The organism is Agromyces sp. Marseille-Q5079, assembly GCF_051016555.1.
Lineage (GTDB): Bacteria > Actinomycetota > Actinomycetes > Actinomycetales > Microbacteriaceae > Agromyces.
Genome location: NZ_JBPEJF010000012.1, coordinates 1 through 19,440 on the forward strand (window position 1 = coordinate 1; position 19,440 = coordinate 19,440).

Below are 19,440 nucleotides of genomic sequence, written 5' to 3' on the forward strand. Positions count from 1 at the left end.
CGGGGCGCCGCGTTCCTATGGTGACCGCGACAACAAGCGTCCGTACGAGAAGCGTGATGGTGGTTCCTCGCGTCCGTACGAGAAGCGTGATGGTGGCCCGTCGCGTCCGTACGAGAAGCGTGATGGTGGTTCCTCGCGTCCGTACGAGAAGCGTGATGGCGGTGCGCCGCGTTCGTACGAGAAGCGTGATGGTGGCCCGTCGCGTCCGTACGAGAAGCGTGATGGTGGCCCGTCGCGTCCGTACGAGAAGCGTGATGGTGGCCCGTCGCGTCCCTACGAGAAGCGCGATGGCGGTGCATCGCGTTCGTATGGCGAGCGGCCCGAGCGACGCGACTCCAGCGAGCCGCGGGACTTCCGTCGCGATTCCGCGGGTGCCGCGAACCTGGCGGTTCGTCCGCACCACGACGACCCGTTCATTCCCGAGTCGATCGAGCCGCGGGATCTCGACAAGGGCGCCCGCGCCGAGCTCAAGACGCTCAGCAAGGAGAACGCCGACTGGGTCGCCCGTCACCTGGTCGCGGCATCCATGTACCTCGATGACGACCCCGAACTCGCGCACCAGCACGCGCAGTCCGCGGGCCGTCGGGCCGGCCGCGTCGCGGTCGTCCGAGAGACACTCGCGATCACGGCCTATGCGACCGGCGACTTCGCACTCGCCCTGCGAGAGCTCCGCACGTACCGTCGCATCTCGGGCAGCAACGACCAGCTCCCGCTGATGGTCGACAGCGAGCGCGGCGTGGGTCGCCCCGATCGCGCGCTCGAGGTGGGTCGCGCCGTCGATCGAGCCTCGCTTCCCGCAGCCGTCCAGGTCGGATTGGCCATCGCCATGTCCGGCGCGCGCCTCGACCTCGGCCAGGCGGAACTCGCCCTCGCCGAGCTCGAGATCCCGCAGCTCGATCCCGACCGGGCCTTCACCTACAGCCCCGCGCTCTTCTCCGCGTACGCCGAGGTGCTCGACGAGCTCGGGCGTGCCGATGAGGCCGCATCGTGGCGGTCCCGTGCGGCGCGAGCCGACGAGGCGCTCGGCGGTCCCGAGCTCGATCTCGTCGAGATCTACGAGGTCGAACTGGAGCCGGAGCTCCCGGGCGAGGCCGAGCCGACCGCCGCTGAGACCGGCTCAGACGCTGACGACGTCGCCGACGAAGCCTTCTCTGCTGAGGTTGACGAGGTCGAGGCCGACGAGACCGAGGTCGAGGTCGAGTCCGACGAGGCATCCGCTCAGGTGTCCGAGGCCGACGATCTCGGCGACCCGGGCGACGTGCTCGAGGACGACGTGCGCGCGGTCCTGGCCGAGGGCGACGACGAGGATCGGGCGTAGCGGGTGGGGCTGTTCCGTTCGAAGCTCGTCGGATCCGCGCCGCTCGACGGCGCGGATGCCGTGCTCGCCGATCTCGACGGCGTCGTCTACGCCGGCGCCGGGGCGATCCCGTACGCCGTCGAGAGCCTGTCCTCGGCGAAGCAGCGCATGGCGGTCGGGTACATCACGAACAACGCCTCGCGAAGCGATGCATCCGTCGCCCGGCATCTCTCGGAACTCGGCCTCGCGGTCGAGCCGGGCGATGTCGTCACCTCGCCGCAGGCCGCGATGCGACTGCTCGACGAGCAGGTGTCGCCGGGGGCCCTCGTCATGGTCGTCGGCGGTGAGGGCATCGTCGTCGAGCTCGAGAAGCGCGGCTACCGCGTGACGAGATCGGCGGATGACGCGCCCGACGCGCTCGTGCAGGGCTTCACGCCCGAGATCGGCTGGAAGGACCTCGCCGAGGCGGCGTTCGCCCTCAACGCCGCGGGCGGCCCCGGTTCGGACGCGCCCGGCATCCCGTGGATCGCGACGAACACCGACTGGACGATCCCGGTGGCACGCGGCATCGCACCGGGGAACGGAACACTCGTCTCCGCGGTGCACACCGCCGTCGGACGCCTCCCGCTCGTGGCCGGCAAGCCCGAGACGCCGATCTTCGACGAGGCAAGGCGCCGCTTCGGGGCCGAACGGCCCCTGGTGGTCGGCGATCGCCTCGACACCGACATCCTCGGGGCGAATCGTGCGGGCATGACGAGCGCACTCGTGCTCACGGGCATCGATCGTGCCAAGCAGGTGCTCGCCGCGGATGCCGCGAGTCGACCGGACTACATCGTCGCCGACCTGCGCGGGCTGCACGAGCCCTACCCGGCGACCGAGGAGGTGCGCGGCGCCCTCCGGGTCGGCCGCTCGCGAGTCCGGGTCGACGGTCGGCGCGTGGTCATCGAGGCCGAAGGTGACGACGAGCTCGACCTGCTCCGGGCGGCGTGCGCCGCCATCTGGCGTTCGGGCCAGGCGATCCACGTCTTGGACGTCCCGTCGTCGCTGTACGCCTGAGTCGGGGGCGCCGGCCGTGTTCGCGGTCGGCGTTCTCCGGTTCGTCGCGCGTCCCGGTCGGTCGTCGGACGCCTCGGGTAGCGTGGTGACGTGAGCATTGACGACGCGCCCTTCGAGGCATCCGACGAGGCACGTGCGGCCATCGCCGCGATCGAGGCGCTTCCGCTCGACGAGCGCGCGCCGGCGTACCTCGCCCTCGCGGAACGGCTCAGGGCAGAGCTCGAGCACTCCGATCCCACCCGGCAGTCCGACTGAGCATGCCGGATCAGCGACTCGATGCCGCCCTGGCCGAACGAGGACTCGCGCGCTCGCGCACGCATGCGGCGACCCTCATCGCGGCCGGCCTCGTGACCGTCGACGGAAGACCCGCCGTCAAGGCGTCGCTCAAGGTCGATGAGCACCGCGAGCTCGCCGTGGCGGCATCCGATCACTACGTCTCGCGAGCGGCCCACAAGCTGATCGCCGCGCTCGACCGCTTCGGCGTCGACCCTGCCGGGCGCGTGGCGCTGGATGCCGGCGCATCGACGGGAGGCTTCAGCCAGGTGCTGCTGGAGCGCGGTGCCCGCATGGTGCTGGCCGTCGACGTCGGGCACGGCCAGCTCGCCGCCGAGCTGTTCGGCGCACCAGGGCTCGTGCTCGTCGAGGGATGCAACGTCCGCTCCCTCGACCGGGCGACGCTGGCCTCGCTCACCGGGGTGGCCGAGGCGCCGTCGCTCGTGACGGCCGACCTCTCGTTCATCTCGCTCACGACCGTGCTGCCCGCGCTGGCCGCCACCGCCGCGGAGGGTGCGGACTTCGTGCTGCTCGTGAAGCCGCAGTTCGAGGTCGGCCGTTCCGGCGTTCGCGAGGGCATCGTGCACGACGCGGCGCTGCGTTCCGAGGCCGTCGCGAACGTGCTCTGGGCCGCCCATGACCTCGGCATCGGCACGACCGGCGTCATGTCCTCCCCAATCTCGGGCACGCGCGGAAATCACGAGTACCTCGTGCATCTCGACGCCGGGCACGGAACGAATCCGACAGAATGGATGCGTCGGGTCGAGCAGATGACGGGAGGCTTCGCCGAGTGAACGATGCACGGCACTTCCTCGTGGTCTCGCACACCGGTCGTCCCACCGCGCTCGAAGCGACCGGAGAGGTCTGCTCCCAGCTCATCGCCGCGGGCGCCGTTCCGGTCATCTCCGACGAGCAGTGGAACGACGTGCACGAGTTCGTTCCCGAGCTGAACGGCGCGGTGCGCCGACTCGAGGAGACCGATCCCGCGCTCATCGAGCTGGTCATCGTCCTCGGCGGCGACGGCACGATCCTCCGCGCGGCCGAACTCGTCCGCGACCAGCAGGTGGCCCTGCTCGGCGTGAACCTCGGCCACGTCGGATTCCTCGCCGAGAGCGAGCGCGACGACCTCGGATACACCGTGCAACGGGCACTGGCGCGCGACTACGTCGTCGAGGAGCGCATGACGCTGTCGGTGCGCGCGAAGATCGGCGACGAGATCGTCTACGAAAGCTGGGCGCTGAACGAGGTCTCGATCGAGAAGGCCGAACGCGAGCGCATGATCGAGGTCGTGATCGAGGTCGATCGCCGCCCGCTCTCGTCGTTCGGCTGCGACGGCGTGGTCATGTCGACGCCGACGGGGTCGACTGCGTACGCCTTCTCCGCCGGGGGCCCCATCGTGTGGCCCGGCCTCGAGGCGCTGCTGCTCGTGCCGCTCAGCGCGCACGCCCTGTTCGCGAGGCCGCTCGTCGTCGCCGCGGACTCGTCGCTCGCCGTCGAGGTCCTGCAGCGCACCGAGACCTCGGCCGTCATCTGGTGCGACGGCCGTCGCACCTTCGACCTCCCGCCTGGTGCGCGGGTCGTCGTCCGCCGGTCGCCGATCCCGGTTCGGCTGGCGCGCCTGCACGAGGCTCCGTTCACCGACCGGCTCGTGAACAAGTTCCAGTTGCCCGTGAGCGGATGGCGAGGGCCGGTGGGCCGTGATTGACGAACTCGGAATCCGCGATCTCGGCGTGATCGCCGAGGCGACGCTGCCGCTCGGGCCCGGGTTCACCGCGGTCACGGGCGAGACTGGCGCCGGCAAGACCATGGTCGTCACCGCGCTCGGGCTGCTGCTGGGTGCGAGGGCCGATGCCGGCACCGTTCGGTCCGGTGCGAAGCAGGCCTGGGTCGAGGGGCGATGGTTCGTCCCCGGCGACGGCGCGGTCGCCGAACGCGTCGCCGAGACGGGCGGGGAGATCGAGGCGGGCGAGCTCCTGCTCGGGAGGTCCGTCTCGTCCGAGGGTCGGAGCAAGGCCGTCGTCGGAGGGCGCAGCGCCCCCATCGGCGTGCTCACCGAACTCGGCGACGAACTCGTCGTCGTGCACGGACAGGCAGATCAGCAGCGACTGCGGTCCGCCGTCGCGCAGCGAGATGCGCTCGATCGGTTCGCCGGCGCCGCGTTGCAGGCCGCCCTCGTCGACTACCGACGCGCCTTCATCACGTGGCATGCCGACGCGGCGGAGCTCGAGGAGCTCACCAGCGCGCACGAGGCGCGGATGCGCGAGGCCGCCGAACTCCGGGAGGCGCTCGACGAGGTCGAGGCGGTCGATCCGCAACCCGGCGAGGACGTCGAGCTGGGCGAACGCTCCGACCGGCTGTCCAACCTCGAGGAACTCCGCCTCGCCGCAGCGCAGGCGCACGCGCTCATCTCGGCCGACGAGGTCGTCGACGACGCCCCAGACGCGGTCGCCCTCGTCGACGGGGCGAAGCGGCAGCTCGAGCGCGTGCTCGAGCACGACTCCGGGCTCGCCCCGATCGCCGAGGTGCTGCAGAACGCGGGCTTCCTGCTCGCGGACGCCGCGGCCGAACTGGCCGGCTACATCGCCGGGCTCGATGCCGACGGCGCACGCGAGCTCGAGGCCGTGCAGGCGCGACGCGCGGAGCTGACCGCGCTCATCCGCCGGCACGGGAGCACCCTCGACGAGGTGCTCGAATTCCGCCGGACGGGTGGACTCCGGCTCGTCGAGCTCGACGGCGACGATGAGCGCATCGAGCAACTCGCGGCATCCGTCGACGAGAGCGCGGCCGAGGTCGACCGCCTGGCCGCTGCCGTCACCGAACTGCGCACCGAGGCGGCCGGTCGCCTGGCGGACGCCGTGACCGTCGAGCTCGCGGCGCTGGCGATGCCCGACGCGCGACTGACCGTGCTGGTCGATGCCGAACACGAGCCGGCCCTGCACGGGCGCGACCAGGTGTCGATCCTGCTGCAGCCGCATCCCGGCGCCGAGCCGAGGTCGGTCTCGAAGGGGGCGTCGGGCGGTGAGCTCTCGCGCGTCATGCTCGCCATCGAGGTCGTCATCGCCGGCACGGACCCCGTGCCCACCTTCGTCTTCGACGAGGTCGACGCGGGGGTCGGCGGCGCTGCGGCCATCGAGATCGGACGCCGACTCGCCCGACTCGCCGAACGCTCCCAGGTCATCGTCGTGACCCACCTCGCCCAGGTCGCGGCGTTCGCCACGAACCACCTGAGCGTGATCAAGGGCACCGACGGGCGCGTCACCGAATCGAGCGTCCGCCGTCTCGAAGGAGCCGAACGCGAGGCCGAGATGGCCCGCCTGCTCTCGGGACTCGCCGAGTCCGAGAGCGGCATCGCGCACGCCCGAGAGCTGCTCGAACTCGCCTCGGAGCGGGCGAGAACCGGCTGAAACACCGACGAGGATCGCCCGGCGATCATGCCGGGCGAACGATGAAGGGGGAGCGTGTGCAGGATGTCGAGCCAAGTCACGGCAAACGTGGCTTAGACTATAAGCCCGTGGTGGAAGAACGCGGAATAGCGCAGTCAGGCGCACAGAACTCAGACGACACGACCAAGCACATCTTCGTGACCGGTGGTGTCGTTTCTTCGTTGGGCAAGGGGCTCACAGCAGCCAGTCTCGGCAACCTGCTCACCGCGCGCGGTCTCCGTGTCGTGATGCAGAAGCTCGACCCCTATCTCAACGTCGATCCCGGAACGATGAACCCGTTCCAGCACGGCGAGGTCTTCGTGACCGACGACGGCGCGGAGACCGACCTCGACATCGGTCACTACGAGCGGTTCCTCGACATCGACCTCAGCCAGGCCGCGAACGTCACGACCGGGCAGATCTACTCGACGGTCATCGCCAAGGAGCGACGCGGCGAGTACCTCGGCGACACCGTGCAGGTGATCCCGCACATCACCGACGAGATCAAGCGCCGCATGCGGCTGCAGGCGACCGAGTCGCCCAAGCCCGACGTCATCATCACCGAGATCGGCGGCACGGTCGGCGACATCGAGTCGCAGCCGTTCATCGAGTCGGCGCGCCAGGTGCGTCACGAACTCGGACGCAAGAACGTCTTCTTCGTACATGTGTCGCTCGTGCCGTACATGGGCGCCTCCGGCGAGCAGAAGACCAAGCCGACGCAGCACTCGGTGGCGGCCCTCCGGTCCATCGGCATCCAGCCCGACGCGCTCGTGCTGCGCAGCGATCGCCCGGTGACCGAGTCGAACAAGCGCAAGATCGCGCTCATGTGCGACGTCGACGAGGCCGCCGTCGTCAACGCGGTCGACGTCCCGTCGATCTACGACATCCCGACGATGCTGCACGACCAGGGTCTCGACGCCTACATCATCGATTCGCTCGGCCTCGACGGCAAGGCGGCAGACGTCGACTGGTCGGGCTGGAGCAGCCTCCTCGACGTCGTGCACGACCCCAAGCACGAGGTCACGATCGGGCTCGTCGGCAAGTACATCGACCTCCCCGACGCCTACCTCTCGGTCACGGAGGCGCTGCGTGCCGGCGGCTTCGCCAACGACGCCAAGGTCAAGATCGAGTGGATCCCGTCGGACGAGTGCCAGACCCCAGAGGGTGCGCACCGGCACCTCTCCGGACTCGACGGCATCTGCGTGCCCGGCGGCTTCGGCGTGCGCGGCATCGAGGGCAAGCTCGGAGCGCTCCGCTATGCGCGCGAGAACGGCATCCCGACGCTCGGACTCTGCCTCGGCCTGCAGTGCATGGTCATCGAGTACTCGCGCAACGTCGTCGGCCTCTCGGGCGCGTCGTCCAGTGAGTTCGATCCCGACACCGAGTTCCCGGTCATCGCGACCATGGAGGAGCAGGTCGAGATCATCGCCGGCGGCGACCTCGGCGGCACCATGCGGCTGGGACTCTACCCGGCGGCACTCGCCGAGGGCTCGATCGCCGCGGAGGTGTACGGCTCGACGCTCGTCTCCGAGCGCCACCGCCACCGCTACGAGGTCAACAACACGTACCGCGACCGCATCGCCGAGGCCGGACTCGTCTTCTCGGGCACCTCGCCCGACCGCCACCTCGTCGAGTTCGTCGAGCTGCCGCGCGACGTGCACCCGTACTACATCGCGACGCAGGCCCACCCCGAACTGCGCAGCCGGCCGAACCAGGCGCACCCGCTGTTCCGCGGGCTCGTCGCGGCATCGCTCGACCGGCAGAAGTCCAGCCTGCTCTTCGACGACGCGAATGCCTGATCCCCTCGAGGTCGAGCCGCTCGCCGACGAACCGGTCTCCGTGCCGGTGTCGGCGAGCGAGCTCGCCTTCGCGGGCCGGGTGTGGGACATCCGCCGCGACACGTTCGACCTCGGCGACGGGCCGATCGTCCGCGACTACATGGACCACCCCGGCGCCGTCGCCGTGCTCGCGCTCGACGACGACGATCGGGCGTTCCTGATCCGCCAGTACCGGCATCCGGTGCGCACGCGAGGGTGGGAGATCCCGGCCGGCCTGCTCGACGTGCCCGGCGAGGACCCGCTCGAGGCGGCCAAGCGCGAGCTCGCCGAGGAGGGCGACCTGGCGGCTTCCGAGTGGTCCGTGCTCGCGGACTTCTTCACCTCGCCGGGCGGCAGCGATGAGGCCCTGCGCGTCTACCTCGCGCGCGGACTCACGGCCACGGCCGAGGCCTTCGCTCGCGAAGACGAGGAGGCGCACATCGAGATGCGCTGGGTGCCGCTCGACGACTGCGTCGACGCGGTGCTCGCGCGCCGCGTGCAGAACCCGTCACTGGTCATCGCGATCCTCGCCGCACAGGTGTCGCGGTCCCGCGGCTGGCAGAGCCTCGGCCCGGCCGACGCCGAGTGGCCGGGCCGATCCACCCCGCGTGGCGTGACCGGCGCGGTCGCGGCATCCGCCGATGTCGCCTCGCCTGCGGCACGGGGCTGAACGGGATCCTCGTGACCGGGCCGTCGGCCGTCGATGCCTACCTCCGCCACCTCACGGTCGAGCGCGGCCTCGCGAGGAACACGGTCGCGTCGTACCGTCGCGACCTGGCGATCTACGCCGACTGGCTCACGCAGGAGGGGATCGCCGGGCCGGCCGCGGTCGGCGAGCAGGACCTCTCGCGCTTCATCCGCTTCCTCGGGGCCGATCGTGTGCCGCCGCTCGCGACGTCGTCGGTCGCGCGCGTGATCTCCACGGTGCGGGGCCTGCATCGCTTCCTCGTCGACGAGGGCTTCATCGAGGCCGACGTCTCGCGCGAGCTGCGTCCGCCGAAATTGCCCATGCGGCTCCCGAAGGCGATCTCGGTCGAGGACGTCGAGGCGCTCCTCGCCGCGGCCGGAGGCGAGGAGGTCGTCGAGCTCCGCGATGCGGCCCTGCTCGAGGTGCTCTACGCGACCGGGGCGCGTGTGTCCGAGGCCATCGGCCTGAACGTCGACGACCTGGTCGACGGCGATGTCGTGCGGCTCTTCGGCAAGGGCGGCAAGCAGCGCATCGTGCCGCTCGGTTCGTACGCCCGCGCCGCGCTCGATGCGTACCTCGTGCGCGCGCGGCCCGTGCTCTCGGTCCGCGGCACGGCGACGCCTGCGCTGTTCCTCGGCATGCGCGGTCGGCGGATGTCCCGGCAGACGGCGTGGGAGGTCATCCGCGATGCCGCCGAACGTGCGGGCCTCACGATGTCCGTCTCCCCGCACACGCTTCGGCACTCGTTCGCGACCCATCTGCTCGAGGGCGGGGCCGACGTGCGCGTCGTGCAGGAGTTGCTCGGCCATTCCTCGGTCGCCACCACGCAGATCTACACGCTCGTCACGGCTGACACACTCCGGGAGATGTACACGACCGCCCACCCCCGCGCTCGCTAGAATCGACCAAGCAACTCGTACGACGAGGCGCCGGCAGGCAGGGGAGAGACCACACGTGACCAACCAGACGCGCGACTCGGCGGACGGAATCGCAACGCTCCCGCCGGAGCTCGGTCCGACCGGTCGTCCTCACCGAGAGTTCCCCGAGCCCGCGCCGCTGCGTTCGCACGGTCCGGCCCGCATCATCGCCCTCTGCAACCAGAAGGGCGGCGTCGGCAAGACGACCACCACGATCAACCTCGGCGCGACGCTCGCCGAGTACGGCCGGCGGGTGCTCGCCGTCGACTTCGACCCGCAGGGCGCGCTCTCGGCCGGTCTCGGCGTGCAGACGCACGACGTGCCCACGATCTACGACCTGCTGCTCTCTCGCGCGATCGACCCGAAGGACGCGATCCAGCACTCGGGCGTCGAGGGACTCGACGTCATCCCGGCGAACATCGACCTCTCCGCCGCCGAGATCAACCTGGTCAACGAGGTGGCCCGCGAGCAGATCCTCGCCGGCGTGCTCCGCAAGGTCTCCGTCGACTACGACGTGGTCCTCATCGACTGCCAGCCGTCGCTCGGACTGCTCACGGTCAACGCCCTCACGGCGGCGCACGGCGTCGTCATCCCGCTCGAGTGCGAGTTCTTCGCGCTGCGCGGGGTCGCGCTGCTCATCGAGACGATCGACAAGGTGCGCGACCGCCTCAACCCCGCGATCACGCTCGACGGCATCCTCGCGACCATGTACGACTCGCGCACGCTGCACTCGCGCGAGGTGCTCGAGCGAGTGGTCGACGCCTTCGGCGACGACGTGCTCGAGACCGTCATCACGCGCACGGTGAAGTTCCCCGATGCCACGGTCGCCGCCACGCCGATCACCGAGTTCGCGCCCGAGCACCAGGCATCCAAGTCGTACCGTCAGCTCGCGAGGGAGCTGGTCTTCCGTGGCGCGGTCGCCTGAGGCCGTTCCGGTCTCGGGGGAGCACGCGCCCGGCGTCGAGGCCGGAATCGGTGGCGCGCCGGCGGGCGAGGCCGTGGCCGACCCGGCCGAGGCATCCGACGCGCCTGCTGCCGGGTTCCGCGTCGCGCTGACGAACTTCGAGGGCCCGTTCGACCTGCTGCTCTCGCTCATCGCGAAGCACGAGCTCGACATCACCGAGGTGTCGCTGTCGGCCGTGACCGACGAGTTCATCGCCTACCTGCGGGGAGTGGACTCGGCGGAGGAGCTCGACCGCGCGTCGGAGTTCCTCGTCGTGGCGGCCACCCTGCTCGACCTCAAGGTCGCCGGGCTCCTCCCGCAGGGAGAACTCGTCGACGCCGAGGACGTGGCGTTGCTCGAGGCCCGCGACCTGCTCTTCGCCCGCCTGCTGCAGTACCGCGCGTTCAAGGAGGCGGCGCGCTGGTTCCAGGCAGGCCTGGAGGCCGAGGGAACCCGACATGCGCGCACCGTGCGACTCGAGGACAAGTTCCGCCAGCGTGCGCCCGAGCTGCGGTGGACGCTCAGCGCCGAGGACTTCGCCGCGCTCGCGACGCTCGCCCTCACCCCCCGGGAGATCCCGGTCGTGGGCCTCACGCACCTGCACGCGCCGCTCGTCTCGATCCGCGAGCAGGCCGCCCACGTCGTCTCCGTGCTGCGCCGCGGCGAACCGGTCAGCTTCCGCCAACTCATCGCGGGCGTCACCCGACCGGGCGTGGTGGTCGCCCGGTTCCTCGCGGTGCTGGAGCTCTACCGCCATGCCGCCATCGGGTTCGACCAGGTCGAGCCGCTCGGCGAACTGACCCTCCACTGGGCCGCCGAGTCGTGGTCCGATGCCAACCTCGAGGCCCTGGGAGCCGACTATGACGAGTGACACGGATGCCGCGATGAGCGACACGGATGCCGCGACGGATGAGTCCGTCGAAGCAGAGGCCGCGATGTCGGAGTCGCACGACGGCCCCGAGCTCTCGATCGTCACGCCGCTCGACGTGCCCGGCCAGCCCCACCTCGACCTCGACCGCGCCCTCGAGGCGATCCTGTTCATCGCCGACGAGCCGCAGAGCGTCGTGCACCTGGCCGCCGCGGTCGCGCGCCCGGTCGCCGAGGTCCGAGCGGCCATCGCGCGCCTGCGCGCCGACTACGACGGGGCGGCGGGTTCCGGCGAGCCGCGCACCGACGTCGCGGGCGACGAGACCTCGGCACGCGGCATCCGCCGGGCCTTCGAACTGCGCGAGGTCGGCGGCGGATGGCGGTTCTACGTGCGAACCGAGTACGACGCGCTCGTCTCCGATTTCGTGATCGCGCAGACGTCGACGAGACTTTCGCAGGCGGCACTGGAGACGCTCTCGGTGATCGCGTACAAGCAACCGATCTCCCGATCGCAGATCGCCTCGATCCGCGCGGTGAACGTCGACTCCGTCGTGCGCACGCTGCTCGGCCGCGGACTCGTCACCGAGGTTGACACGGATGCCGAGACCGGAGCACTCCTCTACGGCACCACCGACCTGCTGCTCACCAACCTCGGCATCAACTCGCTCGACGAGCTGCCCCACATCTCCCCGTTGCTCGACGACGGCCAGGAAGGATTCGACCGTGACTGATACCAACGGCCCCGACGACGGGGCCGGCGACGGCACCGCCGACCGCATCGCCAACGACTGGGCCGCGCCCGCGGAGGGCGTGCGCCTGCAGAAGGTGCTCGCCGCGGCGGGCGTCGCGAGCCGCCGGGTCGTCGAGCAGTACATCGTCGAGGGGCGCATCGAGGTCAACGGCGAGGTGGTGACCGAGCTCGGGCGCCGCGTCGACCCCGAGGTCGACCTCGTCGCCGTCGACGGCGTCGCGATCCAGCTCGACCCCGACAAGCGCTACTACATGCTGAACAAGCCGCGCGGCGTCGTCTCGTCGATGCGCGACGAGCAGGGCCGCCCCGACCTGCGGCAGTTCACCGACGAGATCGAGGAGCGCATCTACAACGTCGGCCGGCTCGACGGCGAGACGAGCGGCCTGCTGCTGCTCACGAACGACGGCGACCTCGCCCACGTGCTCGCGCACCCCTCGTTCGGCGTCGAGAAGACGTACATCGCCAAGGTGAAGGGCCGGGTCACCGCGCAGACGATCCAGCGGCTCAAGCAGGGCATCGAGCTCGAGGACGGCCCGATCAAGGTCGACCGGGCCAAGGTCAGGCAGCACCAGGCCGACGACGGCCACTCGATCGTCGAGCTCACCTTGCACTCGGGTCGCAATCGCATCGTGCGCCGCATGCTGGCCGAGGTGGGGCATCCGGTCGTCGACCTCGTGCGGCGCAGCTTCGGTCCGCTGCACCTCGGCACCCTCCGCGTCGGCGTCATGCGCGAGCTCACCGACACCGAGCGCGGCCTGCTGCTGACCATCTCGCGGGACGCGGATGCCGCGCGCCGGGCTCGTGGTGACGGCGAGGCGCCGAAGGAGGAGTCGTGACCGAATCCCGCCTCACCGGTCCGGTCCGGGTCGTCGGCGTGGGCCTGCTCGGTGCGAGCATCGGGCTCGGCCTCCGGGCGAAGGGCGTCGAGGTGATCCTCGCCGACGCGTCGCCGACGCACCTCGCGATCGCCGCCGACTACGGGGCCGGTCGCCCGGCCGCGCCCGGTGACGAGCCGCAGCTCGTGGTCGTGTGCGTTCCGCCCGACGTCACGGCCGACGTCGTGGCATCCGAGCTGGCCGCGTACCCGAACGCGATCGTGACGGATGTCGCGAGCGTGAAGCTCGCGATCCACGACGACCTCGTCGCTCGCGGCGCCGACGTCTCCCGCTACCTCGGCACGCACCCGATGGCCGGCCGCGAGGTCGGCGGACCGATGTCGGGGCGCGCCGACCTCTTCGTCGGACGCCCGTGGGTCGTCGCCGCGCACGCGGGCATCTCCTACCGCGACGCATCCGTCATCGACGACCTCATCCTCGACCTCGGGGCGACGCTCGTCGAGCTCACGCCCGAGCAGCACGACCGCGCCGTCGCGCTCGTCTCGCACGTGCCCCAGGTCGTCTCGAGCCTCATGGCGCGCCGGCTCATCGACGCGCCCCACGCCTCGGTCAACCTCGCCGGGCAGGGCCTCCGCGACGTCACCCGGGTGGCCGCGAGCGACCCCGAGCTCTGGGTGCAGATCCTCGGCCAGAACGCCGCGCCGGTCATCGAGATCCTCCGCGGGTACCGCGACGACCTCGACCGCTTCATCGACGCACTGGGCGACCTCGAGGCGCCCGGCGCCCGCCGGCGCATCGCCGAGGAGCTCTTCGGCGGCAACACCGGCGTCGAGCGGCTGCCCGGCAAGCACGGCGTCGACCGCCGCTACGCGAGCCTCATCGTCATGGTCGACGACCGGCCCGGGCAGCTCGCCCGCCTCTTCCACGACGTCGGCGACGCCGGCGTCAACCTCGAGGACCTCCGCCTCGAGCATTCGCCCGGCGCCCAGGTGGGCCTGGCCGAGATCTTCGTGCTCCCCGAGGTGCAGGAGCGCCTCACCGACGAGCTGGCCGCGCGCGGCTGGCGGATTGCAGGTTGAACGTGTCCTCACTCGACATCCCCGTCGTCGTCGCGATCGACGGACCCGCCGGCAGCGGGAAGTCGAGCGTCTCCAAGGCGGTCGCACGCCGGCTCGGATACGGGTTCCTCGACACCGGCGCCGCGTATCGGGCGCTCGCCTGGCACGTCCAGGCGTCCGGCATCGACACGGATGACGCGGCATCCGTCGTCGCCTCGCTCGCGAGCTTCGACTACCGCATCGGGACCGATCCCGCCGGGTACGCGGTGCACGTCGGCGACGTCGACGTGACGGCGGCCATCCGCGACCCCGAGATCTCGGCGGTCGTGAGCCGCGTCGCGCGCGTGCCCGAGGTACGCACACACCTCATCGAGCTGTTCCGCAGCAGCATGGCCACCGAGACCCGGCCGGGCATCGTCGTCGAGGGCCGCGACATCACGACCGTGGTCGCCCCCGACGCACCCGTGCGCATCCTGCTGACGGCCTCACCCGAGGTGCGCGCCGCGCGCCGCTCGGCGGAGCTCGTCGGGTCGGCCACCGCGGCCGTGGGCGATGCCCTGCGGCAGCGCGACGAGGCCGATTCCAAGGTCGTCGAGTTCATGACCGCGGCCGACGGCGTGACCACGGTCGACTCGACGGAACTCGATTTCGACCAGACCGTCGACGCCGTCATCGCCGTCATCAGGAACATCCAGCCGGTCACTGATTGAATAGAGCGGGGTGCATCTCGATCAGACGCGCCCGCAGACTTTGAGGAGACACCCATGACCGACCAGCGCGACGAGTACGACGACGAGCCCGTCGTCGACGAAGGACTCGCCGACCGCCTCGCCGACGTCGACGACGATCTGGCCGAACAGCGCGCCGCGGCACTGCGCTCGGGGCTCTCCGACTACGACCTCGACGAGGACGACCTCGATGTGCTCGAGCACTCCGAAGAGGGCGAAGCGGGCATCCGCTACCTGCCGGCGCTGCCGGTGGTCGCCATCGTCGGCCGCCCGAACGTCGGCAAGTCGGCCCTCGTGAACCGCATCCTCGGTCGCCGCGAAGCCGTCGTCGAGGACACCCCCGGCGTCACGCGCGACCGCGTCGCGTACAAGGGCGAGTGGCTCGACCGACGCTTCACGCTCGTCGACACCGGCGGGTGGGAGCCCGATGCGAAGGGCATCGACGCGTCGGTCGCCGCACAGGCCGAGGTCGCGATCGAGCTCTGCGACGTCGTGCTCTTCGTGGTGGATGCCACGGTCGGCGCGACCTCGACCGACGAGCACGTCGTGCGCCTGCTCCGCAAGACGAACAAGCCCGTCTTCCTCGTCGCGAACAAGGTCGACGACGCACGCCAGGAGTCCGAGGCCGCAGCGCTCTGGAACCTCGGCCTCGGCGAGCCGCACCCCGTCTCCGCCCTGCACGGCCGCGGCGTCGCCGACATGCTCGAAGCGGTCTTCAAGGTGCTGCCGCAGGTCTCCGCCGTCGCCAAGGACGAGTTCGGCGGCCCCCGACGGGTCGCGATCCTCGGTCGCCCGAACGTCGGCAAGTCGAGCCTGCTCAACAAGGCCGCCGGCGAGGAGCGCGTCGTCGTCAACGAGCTCGCGGGCACGACGCGCGATCCCGTCGACGAGCAGATCGAGCTCGGCGGCAAGATCTGGCGCTTCGTCGACACCGCCGGCATCCGCCGTCGCGTGCACCTCCAGCAGGGCGCCGACTTCTACGCGTCGCTGCGCACGCAGGCCGCGCTCGAGAAGGCCGAGGTCGCCGTCGTGCTCCTCGACGTCTCGCAGCCGATCTCCGAGCAGGACGTGCGCATCATCGACCTCGTGCTCGAGTCGGGCCGTGCGCTCGTGCTCGCGTACAACAAGTGGGACCTGCTCGACGACGACCGTCGTCGCTACCTCGAACGCGAGATCGAGAAGGACCTGCACCACGTGGCCTGGGCTCCGCGCGTGAACATCTCGGCGCGCACCGGCCGTCACCTCGAGAAGCTCGTTCCGGCCCTCGAGACCGCGCTCGAGTCGTGGGACACCCGCATCGCGACGGGCAAGTTCAACGCGTTCCTCACCGAGCTCACGCAGCAGACGCCGCACCCCGTGCGCGGCGGCAAGCAGCCCCGCGTCCTGTTCGGCACGCAGGCTGCGAGCCGGCCGCCGACCTTCGTGCTCTTCACGACCGGGTTCCTCGACCCGGGCTACCGCCGCTTCATCCAGCGGCGCCTGCGCGAGATCTACGGGTTCGCGGGCTCGCCGATCGTCATCAACATGCGCGTGCGCGAGAAGCGCCAGCGGTAGCGATCCGGCTCGGTCGATCGTGGCGCCCCGCCGTTCGCTCGCTGACCACCGATTCCGGACGATGTCCGGAGTGCATCATGCGGTGTTGAAGGCGAGCGGATGGCGCTTGGGCAAGCGGATCGCCGGCATGCCGGTGATCGAGCTCGCCACGGTCGGGCGTCGGAGCGGTGCGAGGCGAACCGTCGTGCTCTCGGCCCCGATCGTCGAGGGCGATCGCCTCGTGCTCGTGGCGTCGCGCGGCGGCTCCGACCGGCACCCGGACTGGTACCGGAACCTCGTGCGACACCCGCGCGTCGAGGTGACGCGCGGGCGCACGACCGAGTGCATGACGGCGAGGACCGCGAGTCCTGCGGAGCGGGCCGACCTCTGGGATCGGGTCGTCGAGGCGTACGACGGCTACGCCGCGTACCAGCGTCGCACCGAACGGCAGATCCCGCTCGTGATCTGCGAGCCGTGCGCGAGCGGCGACGGGTCGGCGTGACGGCATGGCGCATGGTGGGTGACGCACGGGCCGACGACGCGGCGATCGACGCGGGGACCGCCGTCATCGCCGCGCTCGGTGCGGCAGGTGCACGGATGCGAGGCCTGGAGGCGTCGGCGCGAGCCGACGAGCCGGACGCCGTGCATCAACTCCGGACGCACGTGCGACGCGTTCGAAGCCTGCTCGCGGCCTACGCGCCCGTGTTCGACGCGGCCCCGGCGCTCGCCCTGCGGCGACGGTTCGGCGAGTTCGGAACGGAGCTCGGCGTGGTGCGGGACATCGAGGTGCGCATGCAGGTCGCCGAGCGCGCGCTCGAGGAGGCATCCGATCGCGGCCTCATCGACGATGAAGCGCACCTGCGTCTCGTCCGGTCGCGTCTCGTCGATGCGGAGCGCCTCGAGTATCGGCTGGCCCACGCCTGGTGGCTGGAACGGCAGGCGCTTCCGCGTGCCGCGGCGCGTCGTGACGCGTTCGACGCCGCACCGCCGCTCGCGCCGGCCGCCGCCGATCCGGCGTCGGACGTGCTGGCGGCATGCATCGAGCGCGAGGCGCGCCGAACCGTGCGGCGTGCTCGACGCGTCGAAGGCGCCGACACCGAGTCGCTGCACGCCGTGCGCAAGGCGGGTCGCCGGCTGCGGTACGCCGCGGAGGCGGTGTCGACCGAGCCGGTGGCGCTGTTCGACGGTCGCGTTCGCGCGTTCGCTGAGATCGGCGACGACCTGCACGACGTGCTTGGCGATCATCGGGACGAGGTGCTCTTCGCGGACCACGTGCGACGTGCGGGCGCCCACGTCGCGCACGAGGGCGGTGCCTCGCTCGTGTTCGACCGTCTCGCGGAGGCGGCGGAGGAGCGGGCGGCCGGCCACCTTCGACGGCTGCCGGCGGTGATCGCCGAACTGCGCGCCCTCGTCGAGGACTGACGGAAGCGGTCAGTCGTCGGAGAACCGCACCTGCATGACCGCGCGGCTGGGTGTCGGGCGCGCGACCTCGAGGAACCCGGCGCGCTCGAACATGCTGACGGTGCCGGGGAAGAGGTCGGCGGCGGGCACCTTGGCCCGCGCGGCGGGGTCGACCCCGTAGGCCTCGACGACGCGGGCGCCGTGCTGCCTCGCGTAATCGACGGCCGCAACGGCGAGAGCCCCGCCGACGCCGCGCTTGCGGTGCGCGCGCGGCACGACGAAGCACGTGATCGCCCAGATGCTCGCGTCATCGAAGTCCTGGTCGGGGGAGCCCTGGGCCACGATGCGCTTGCGGGGCAGGCCGGGCAGTGCTGGCCGGGGTTCGACGGCGCACCAGCCGACGGGGGTGTCGCCGTCGTAGGCGATGAGCCCAGGTCCGTGCTCGCCCTCGGTGATCTGCTGCTCGAGGAGATGGGCGAGCTCGGCGTTGCCCATGCTCCATTCGCTGCGGGGGAGCTTGTACCACTGGCACCAGCAGGTGGCCGGATCACCCTTGGTGCCGAACACGGCCTCGACATCGGCGAACGGCACCTGCTGCGCCGGAACGATCTTCAGGACTGGCGGACGGGCGTCGGCGGTGACCTCGGACTGCATGTGGCCACGATAGTGGGCGGGTGCGACATCCGCTCGCTCTTCGTGAATATAGGTAATGATGTAGTACCATCACGATATGCCCGAGACGCCGACCCCCACCGTGCTCGATCGCCTGCTCGAGATCGGCGAACTCTTCCAGCACGACATGGCGACGGCGTTCGACGGCACATCGCTGACGCCCGCCCGGGTGCGCGTGCTCTGGGTGCTCCAGCACGCCGGGCCGATGACGCAGCAGTCGCTCGCGACGAACCTCGAGGTGAGTGCGCGCAACGTCACGGCGCTCGTCGACGCGCTCGAAGACGGCGGGCACGTGCACCGCACGCCGCATCCGACCGATCGTCGCGCGACCATCGTCTCGCTCACCGACACGGCCGAGGAGCGCATGCGCGGGATGCAGCGCGATCACGCCGAACTCACGGCCGACCTGCTCGAGGCCGTCGCGCCCGCCGACCGCGACGCCCTTGCGCGCGGCGTCGACGCCATCGCCGAACGCCTCCGTGCCCTCATCGAGGCTGATCGGGAGCGCAGGGCATGAGCGTGACGAGCGAGCGCCGCGCCGCGGCATCCGCCCTGCAGCGGGCCTGGAGCTTCGCCAAGCGCGCCCTGCTCGTTGAACTGCGCATCTATGCGAACATCGGGCGCTTCGTCGCGCGCCGGCCAGCGATCGCCCCCGGGGCAGTGGGGTTCAGCTACCACAAGCCCGTGTTCACGGTGCTCATGATCTTCATCGTGCTGTCGGCCGTCGAGATCCCGATCATCGACCTGATCGTGCATCGATGGCCGGGTGTGCGCATCGCGATGCTCGTGCTCGGCATCTGGGGCGTCACCTGGATGTTCGGCCTGCTCTGCGGGTACCTCATGCGACCCATCACCGTCGGGCCCGACGGCATCCGCGTGCGTCAGGGGCTCGAACTCGACGTCGCGCTCGCGTGGGACGACATCGCCTCGGTCGCGATCGCGAAGCGCGTCGACGAGCCGAAGTCGCCGCGCATCGAGCAATCGGATGCCGCGCGCACGCTCGTGCTGCGCATGCAGGACGAGACGAACATCCTGATCGAGCTCGAGCGGCCGACCGTCGTGCGGCTGCCCGGACATGCGCCGAAGGGCGGCGATCAGGAGATCACCGCCCTTCGGCTGTGGGTCGACGACCCGAAGGCGCTGCTCGACGAGGTGCGTCGGCACCTCTGAACGCCTGCCGG

21 protein-coding genes are annotated in these 19,440 nt (G+C 71.0%); 20 read left to right on the plus strand and 1 reads right to left on the minus strand.

Annotated features, from left to right (window positions below; genetic code table 11):
• From ACR3IO_RS18765 to ACR3IO_RS18850, 18 genes are all read left to right on the plus strand, one after another.
• Window positions 1-1,318 (plus strand): hypothetical protein (locus ACR3IO_RS18765; protein ID WP_434072745.1); only part of this gene is annotated, 1,318 nt, incomplete at its 5' end.
• A gap of 3 nt (window positions 1,319-1,321) precedes the next feature.
• Window positions 1,322-2,353, plus strand: coding sequence for an HAD-IIA family hydrolase (locus ACR3IO_RS18770; RefSeq protein WP_434072746.1), 1,032 nt, complete (start codon window positions 1,322-1,324; stop codon window positions 2,351-2,353).
• A gap of 90 nt (window positions 2,354-2,443) precedes the next feature.
• Window positions 2,444-2,608 carry a hypothetical protein gene (locus ACR3IO_RS18775; protein ID WP_434072747.1) on the plus strand — a complete coding sequence of 55 codons (165 nt, stop codon included), beginning with the start codon at window positions 2,444-2,446 and terminating at the stop codon, window positions 2,606-2,608.
• Window positions 2,609-2,610: 2 nt separating this feature from the next.
• Window positions 2,611-3,420 carry a TlyA family RNA methyltransferase gene (locus ACR3IO_RS18780; protein WP_434072748.1) on the plus strand — a complete coding sequence of 270 codons (810 nt, stop codon included), beginning with the start codon at window positions 2,611-2,613 and terminating at the stop codon, window positions 3,418-3,420.
• A complete protein-coding gene (locus ACR3IO_RS18785) occupies window positions 3,417-4,331 on the plus strand; it encodes an NAD kinase (RefSeq protein ID WP_434072749.1) in 915 nt (304 codons plus the stop codon). The genes ACR3IO_RS18780 and ACR3IO_RS18785 overlap by 4 nt, the downstream gene beginning before the upstream one ends.
• Window positions 4,324-6,030: a DNA repair protein RecN gene (recN, locus tag ACR3IO_RS18790; protein ID WP_434072750.1), complete on the plus strand. Its 1,707-nt coding sequence runs from the start codon at window positions 4,324-4,326 to the stop codon at window positions 6,028-6,030. The genes ACR3IO_RS18785 and recN overlap by 8 nt, the downstream gene beginning before the upstream one ends.
• Window positions 6,031-6,155: 125 nt before the next feature.
• Window positions 6,156-7,847 carry a CTP synthase gene (locus tag ACR3IO_RS18795; protein ID WP_434072810.1) on the plus strand — a complete coding sequence of 564 codons (1,692 nt, stop codon included), beginning with the start codon at window positions 6,156-6,158 and terminating at the stop codon, window positions 7,845-7,847.
• Window positions 7,840-8,535: an NUDIX domain-containing protein gene (locus tag ACR3IO_RS18800; protein ID WP_434072751.1), complete on the plus strand. Its 696-nt coding sequence runs from the start codon at window positions 7,840-7,842 to the stop codon at window positions 8,533-8,535. The genes ACR3IO_RS18795 and ACR3IO_RS18800 overlap by 8 nt, the downstream gene beginning before the upstream one ends.
• Window positions 8,536-8,546: 11 nt before the next feature.
• Window positions 8,547-9,452, plus strand: a complete 906-nt coding sequence (gene xerD, locus ACR3IO_RS18805) for a site-specific tyrosine recombinase XerD (protein WP_434072752.1) — start codon at window positions 8,547-8,549, stop codon at window positions 9,450-9,452.
• 55 nt (window positions 9,453-9,507) lie between these two features.
• Complete coding sequence (locus ACR3IO_RS18810; protein ID WP_434072753.1) at window positions 9,508-10,395, plus strand: ParA family protein; 888 nt, start codon at window positions 9,508-9,510, stop codon at window positions 10,393-10,395.
• The gene (locus tag ACR3IO_RS18815; protein ID WP_434072754.1) at window positions 10,379-11,284 is read left to right on the plus strand and encodes a segregation and condensation protein A; all 906 of its coding nucleotides are present in this window, start codon (window positions 10,379-10,381) and stop codon (window positions 11,282-11,284) included. Before ACR3IO_RS18810 ends, ACR3IO_RS18815 begins: the two co-directional genes overlap by 17 nt.
• Window positions 11,285-11,348: 64 nt before the next feature.
• Window positions 11,349-12,011, plus strand: coding sequence for an SMC-Scp complex subunit ScpB (gene scpB / locus ACR3IO_RS18820; protein WP_434072811.1), 663 nt, complete (start codon window positions 11,349-11,351; stop codon window positions 12,009-12,011).
• Between the two features lie 46 nt (window positions 12,012-12,057).
• Window positions 12,058-12,867, plus strand: a complete 810-nt coding sequence (locus ACR3IO_RS18825) for a pseudouridine synthase (protein WP_434072812.1) — start codon at window positions 12,058-12,060, stop codon at window positions 12,865-12,867.
• Complete coding sequence (locus tag ACR3IO_RS18830; protein WP_434072755.1) at window positions 12,864-13,946, plus strand: prephenate dehydrogenase; 1,083 nt, start codon at window positions 12,864-12,866, stop codon at window positions 13,944-13,946. The genes ACR3IO_RS18825 and ACR3IO_RS18830 overlap by 4 nt, the downstream gene beginning before the upstream one ends.
• 2 nt (window positions 13,947-13,948) lie before the next feature.
• Window positions 13,949-14,635 (plus strand): (d)CMP kinase, encoded by a 687-nt coding sequence (gene cmk, locus ACR3IO_RS18835; RefSeq protein ID WP_434072756.1) that lies wholly within the window; start codon window positions 13,949-13,951, stop codon window positions 14,633-14,635.
• A 54-nt stretch (window positions 14,636-14,689) separates the two neighbouring features.
• Window positions 14,690-16,207 (plus strand): ribosome biogenesis GTPase Der, encoded by a 1,518-nt coding sequence (gene der / locus ACR3IO_RS18840; RefSeq protein ID WP_434072757.1) that lies wholly within the window; start codon window positions 14,690-14,692, stop codon window positions 16,205-16,207.
• 61 nt (window positions 16,208-16,268) lie between these two features.
• Window positions 16,269-16,688, plus strand: coding sequence for a nitroreductase/quinone reductase family protein (locus ACR3IO_RS18845; protein ID WP_434072758.1), 420 nt, complete (start codon window positions 16,269-16,271; stop codon window positions 16,686-16,688).
• A gap of 11 nt (window positions 16,689-16,699) precedes the next feature.
• Window positions 16,700-17,608, plus strand: coding sequence for a CHAD domain-containing protein (locus tag ACR3IO_RS18850; RefSeq protein ID WP_434072759.1), 909 nt, complete (start codon window positions 16,700-16,702; stop codon window positions 17,606-17,608).
• Window positions 17,609-17,617: 9 nt separating this feature from the next.
• Here ACR3IO_RS18850 and ACR3IO_RS18855 read toward each other — a convergent pair whose 3' ends face one another.
• Window positions 17,618-18,241 (minus strand): GNAT family N-acetyltransferase, encoded by a 624-nt coding sequence (locus tag ACR3IO_RS18855; RefSeq protein WP_434072760.1) that lies wholly within the window; start codon window positions 18,239-18,241, stop codon window positions 17,618-17,620.
• A gap of 76 nt (window positions 18,242-18,317) precedes the next feature.
• Between ACR3IO_RS18855 and ACR3IO_RS18860 the strand changes: the two genes are divergently transcribed.
• Both ACR3IO_RS18860 and ACR3IO_RS18865 read left to right on the plus strand, forming a co-directional pair.
• A complete protein-coding gene (locus ACR3IO_RS18860) occupies window positions 18,318-18,776 on the plus strand; it encodes a MarR family winged helix-turn-helix transcriptional regulator (protein WP_434072761.1) in 459 nt (152 codons plus the stop codon).
• The gene (locus ACR3IO_RS18865; protein WP_434072762.1) at window positions 18,773-19,429 is read left to right on the plus strand and encodes a hypothetical protein; all 657 of its coding nucleotides are present in this window, start codon (window positions 18,773-18,775) and stop codon (window positions 19,427-19,429) included. Before ACR3IO_RS18860 ends, ACR3IO_RS18865 begins: the two co-directional genes overlap by 4 nt.
• Window positions 19,430-19,440: the final 11 nt, after the last annotated feature.

Excerpts from the sequence above, each read along its gene's own strand:
- ACR3IO_RS18860 (WP_434072761.1), top strand. The coding sequence starts at position 18,318 with ATGCCCGAGACGCCGACCCCCACCGTGCTCGATCGCCTGCTCGAGATC.
- ACR3IO_RS18850 (WP_434072759.1), top strand. The coding sequence starts at position 16,700 with ATGGTGGGTGACGCACGGGCCGACGACGCGGCGATCGACGCGGGGACC.
- der (WP_434072757.1), top strand. The coding sequence starts at position 14,690 with ATGACCGACCAGCGCGACGAGTACGACGACGAGCCCGTCGTCGACGAA.
- scpB (WP_434072811.1), top strand. The coding sequence starts at position 11,349 with ATGTCGGAGTCGCACGACGGCCCCGAGCTCTCGATCGTCACGCCGCTC.
- ACR3IO_RS18845 (WP_434072758.1), top strand. The coding sequence starts at position 16,269 with ATGTCCGGAGTGCATCATGCGGTGTTGAAGGCGAGCGGATGGCGCTTG.
- ACR3IO_RS18855 (WP_434072760.1), bottom strand. The coding sequence starts at position 18,241 with ATGCAGTCCGAGGTCACCGCCGACGCCCGTCCGCCAGTCCTGAAGATC.
- ACR3IO_RS18780 (WP_434072748.1), top strand. The coding sequence starts at position 2,611 with ATGCCGGATCAGCGACTCGATGCCGCCCTGGCCGAACGAGGACTCGCG.
- ACR3IO_RS18800 (WP_434072751.1), top strand. The coding sequence starts at position 7,840 with ATGCCTGATCCCCTCGAGGTCGAGCCGCTCGCCGACGAACCGGTCTCC.
- ACR3IO_RS18865 (WP_434072762.1), top strand. The coding sequence starts at position 18,773 with ATGAGCGTGACGAGCGAGCGCCGCGCCGCGGCATCCGCCCTGCAGCGG.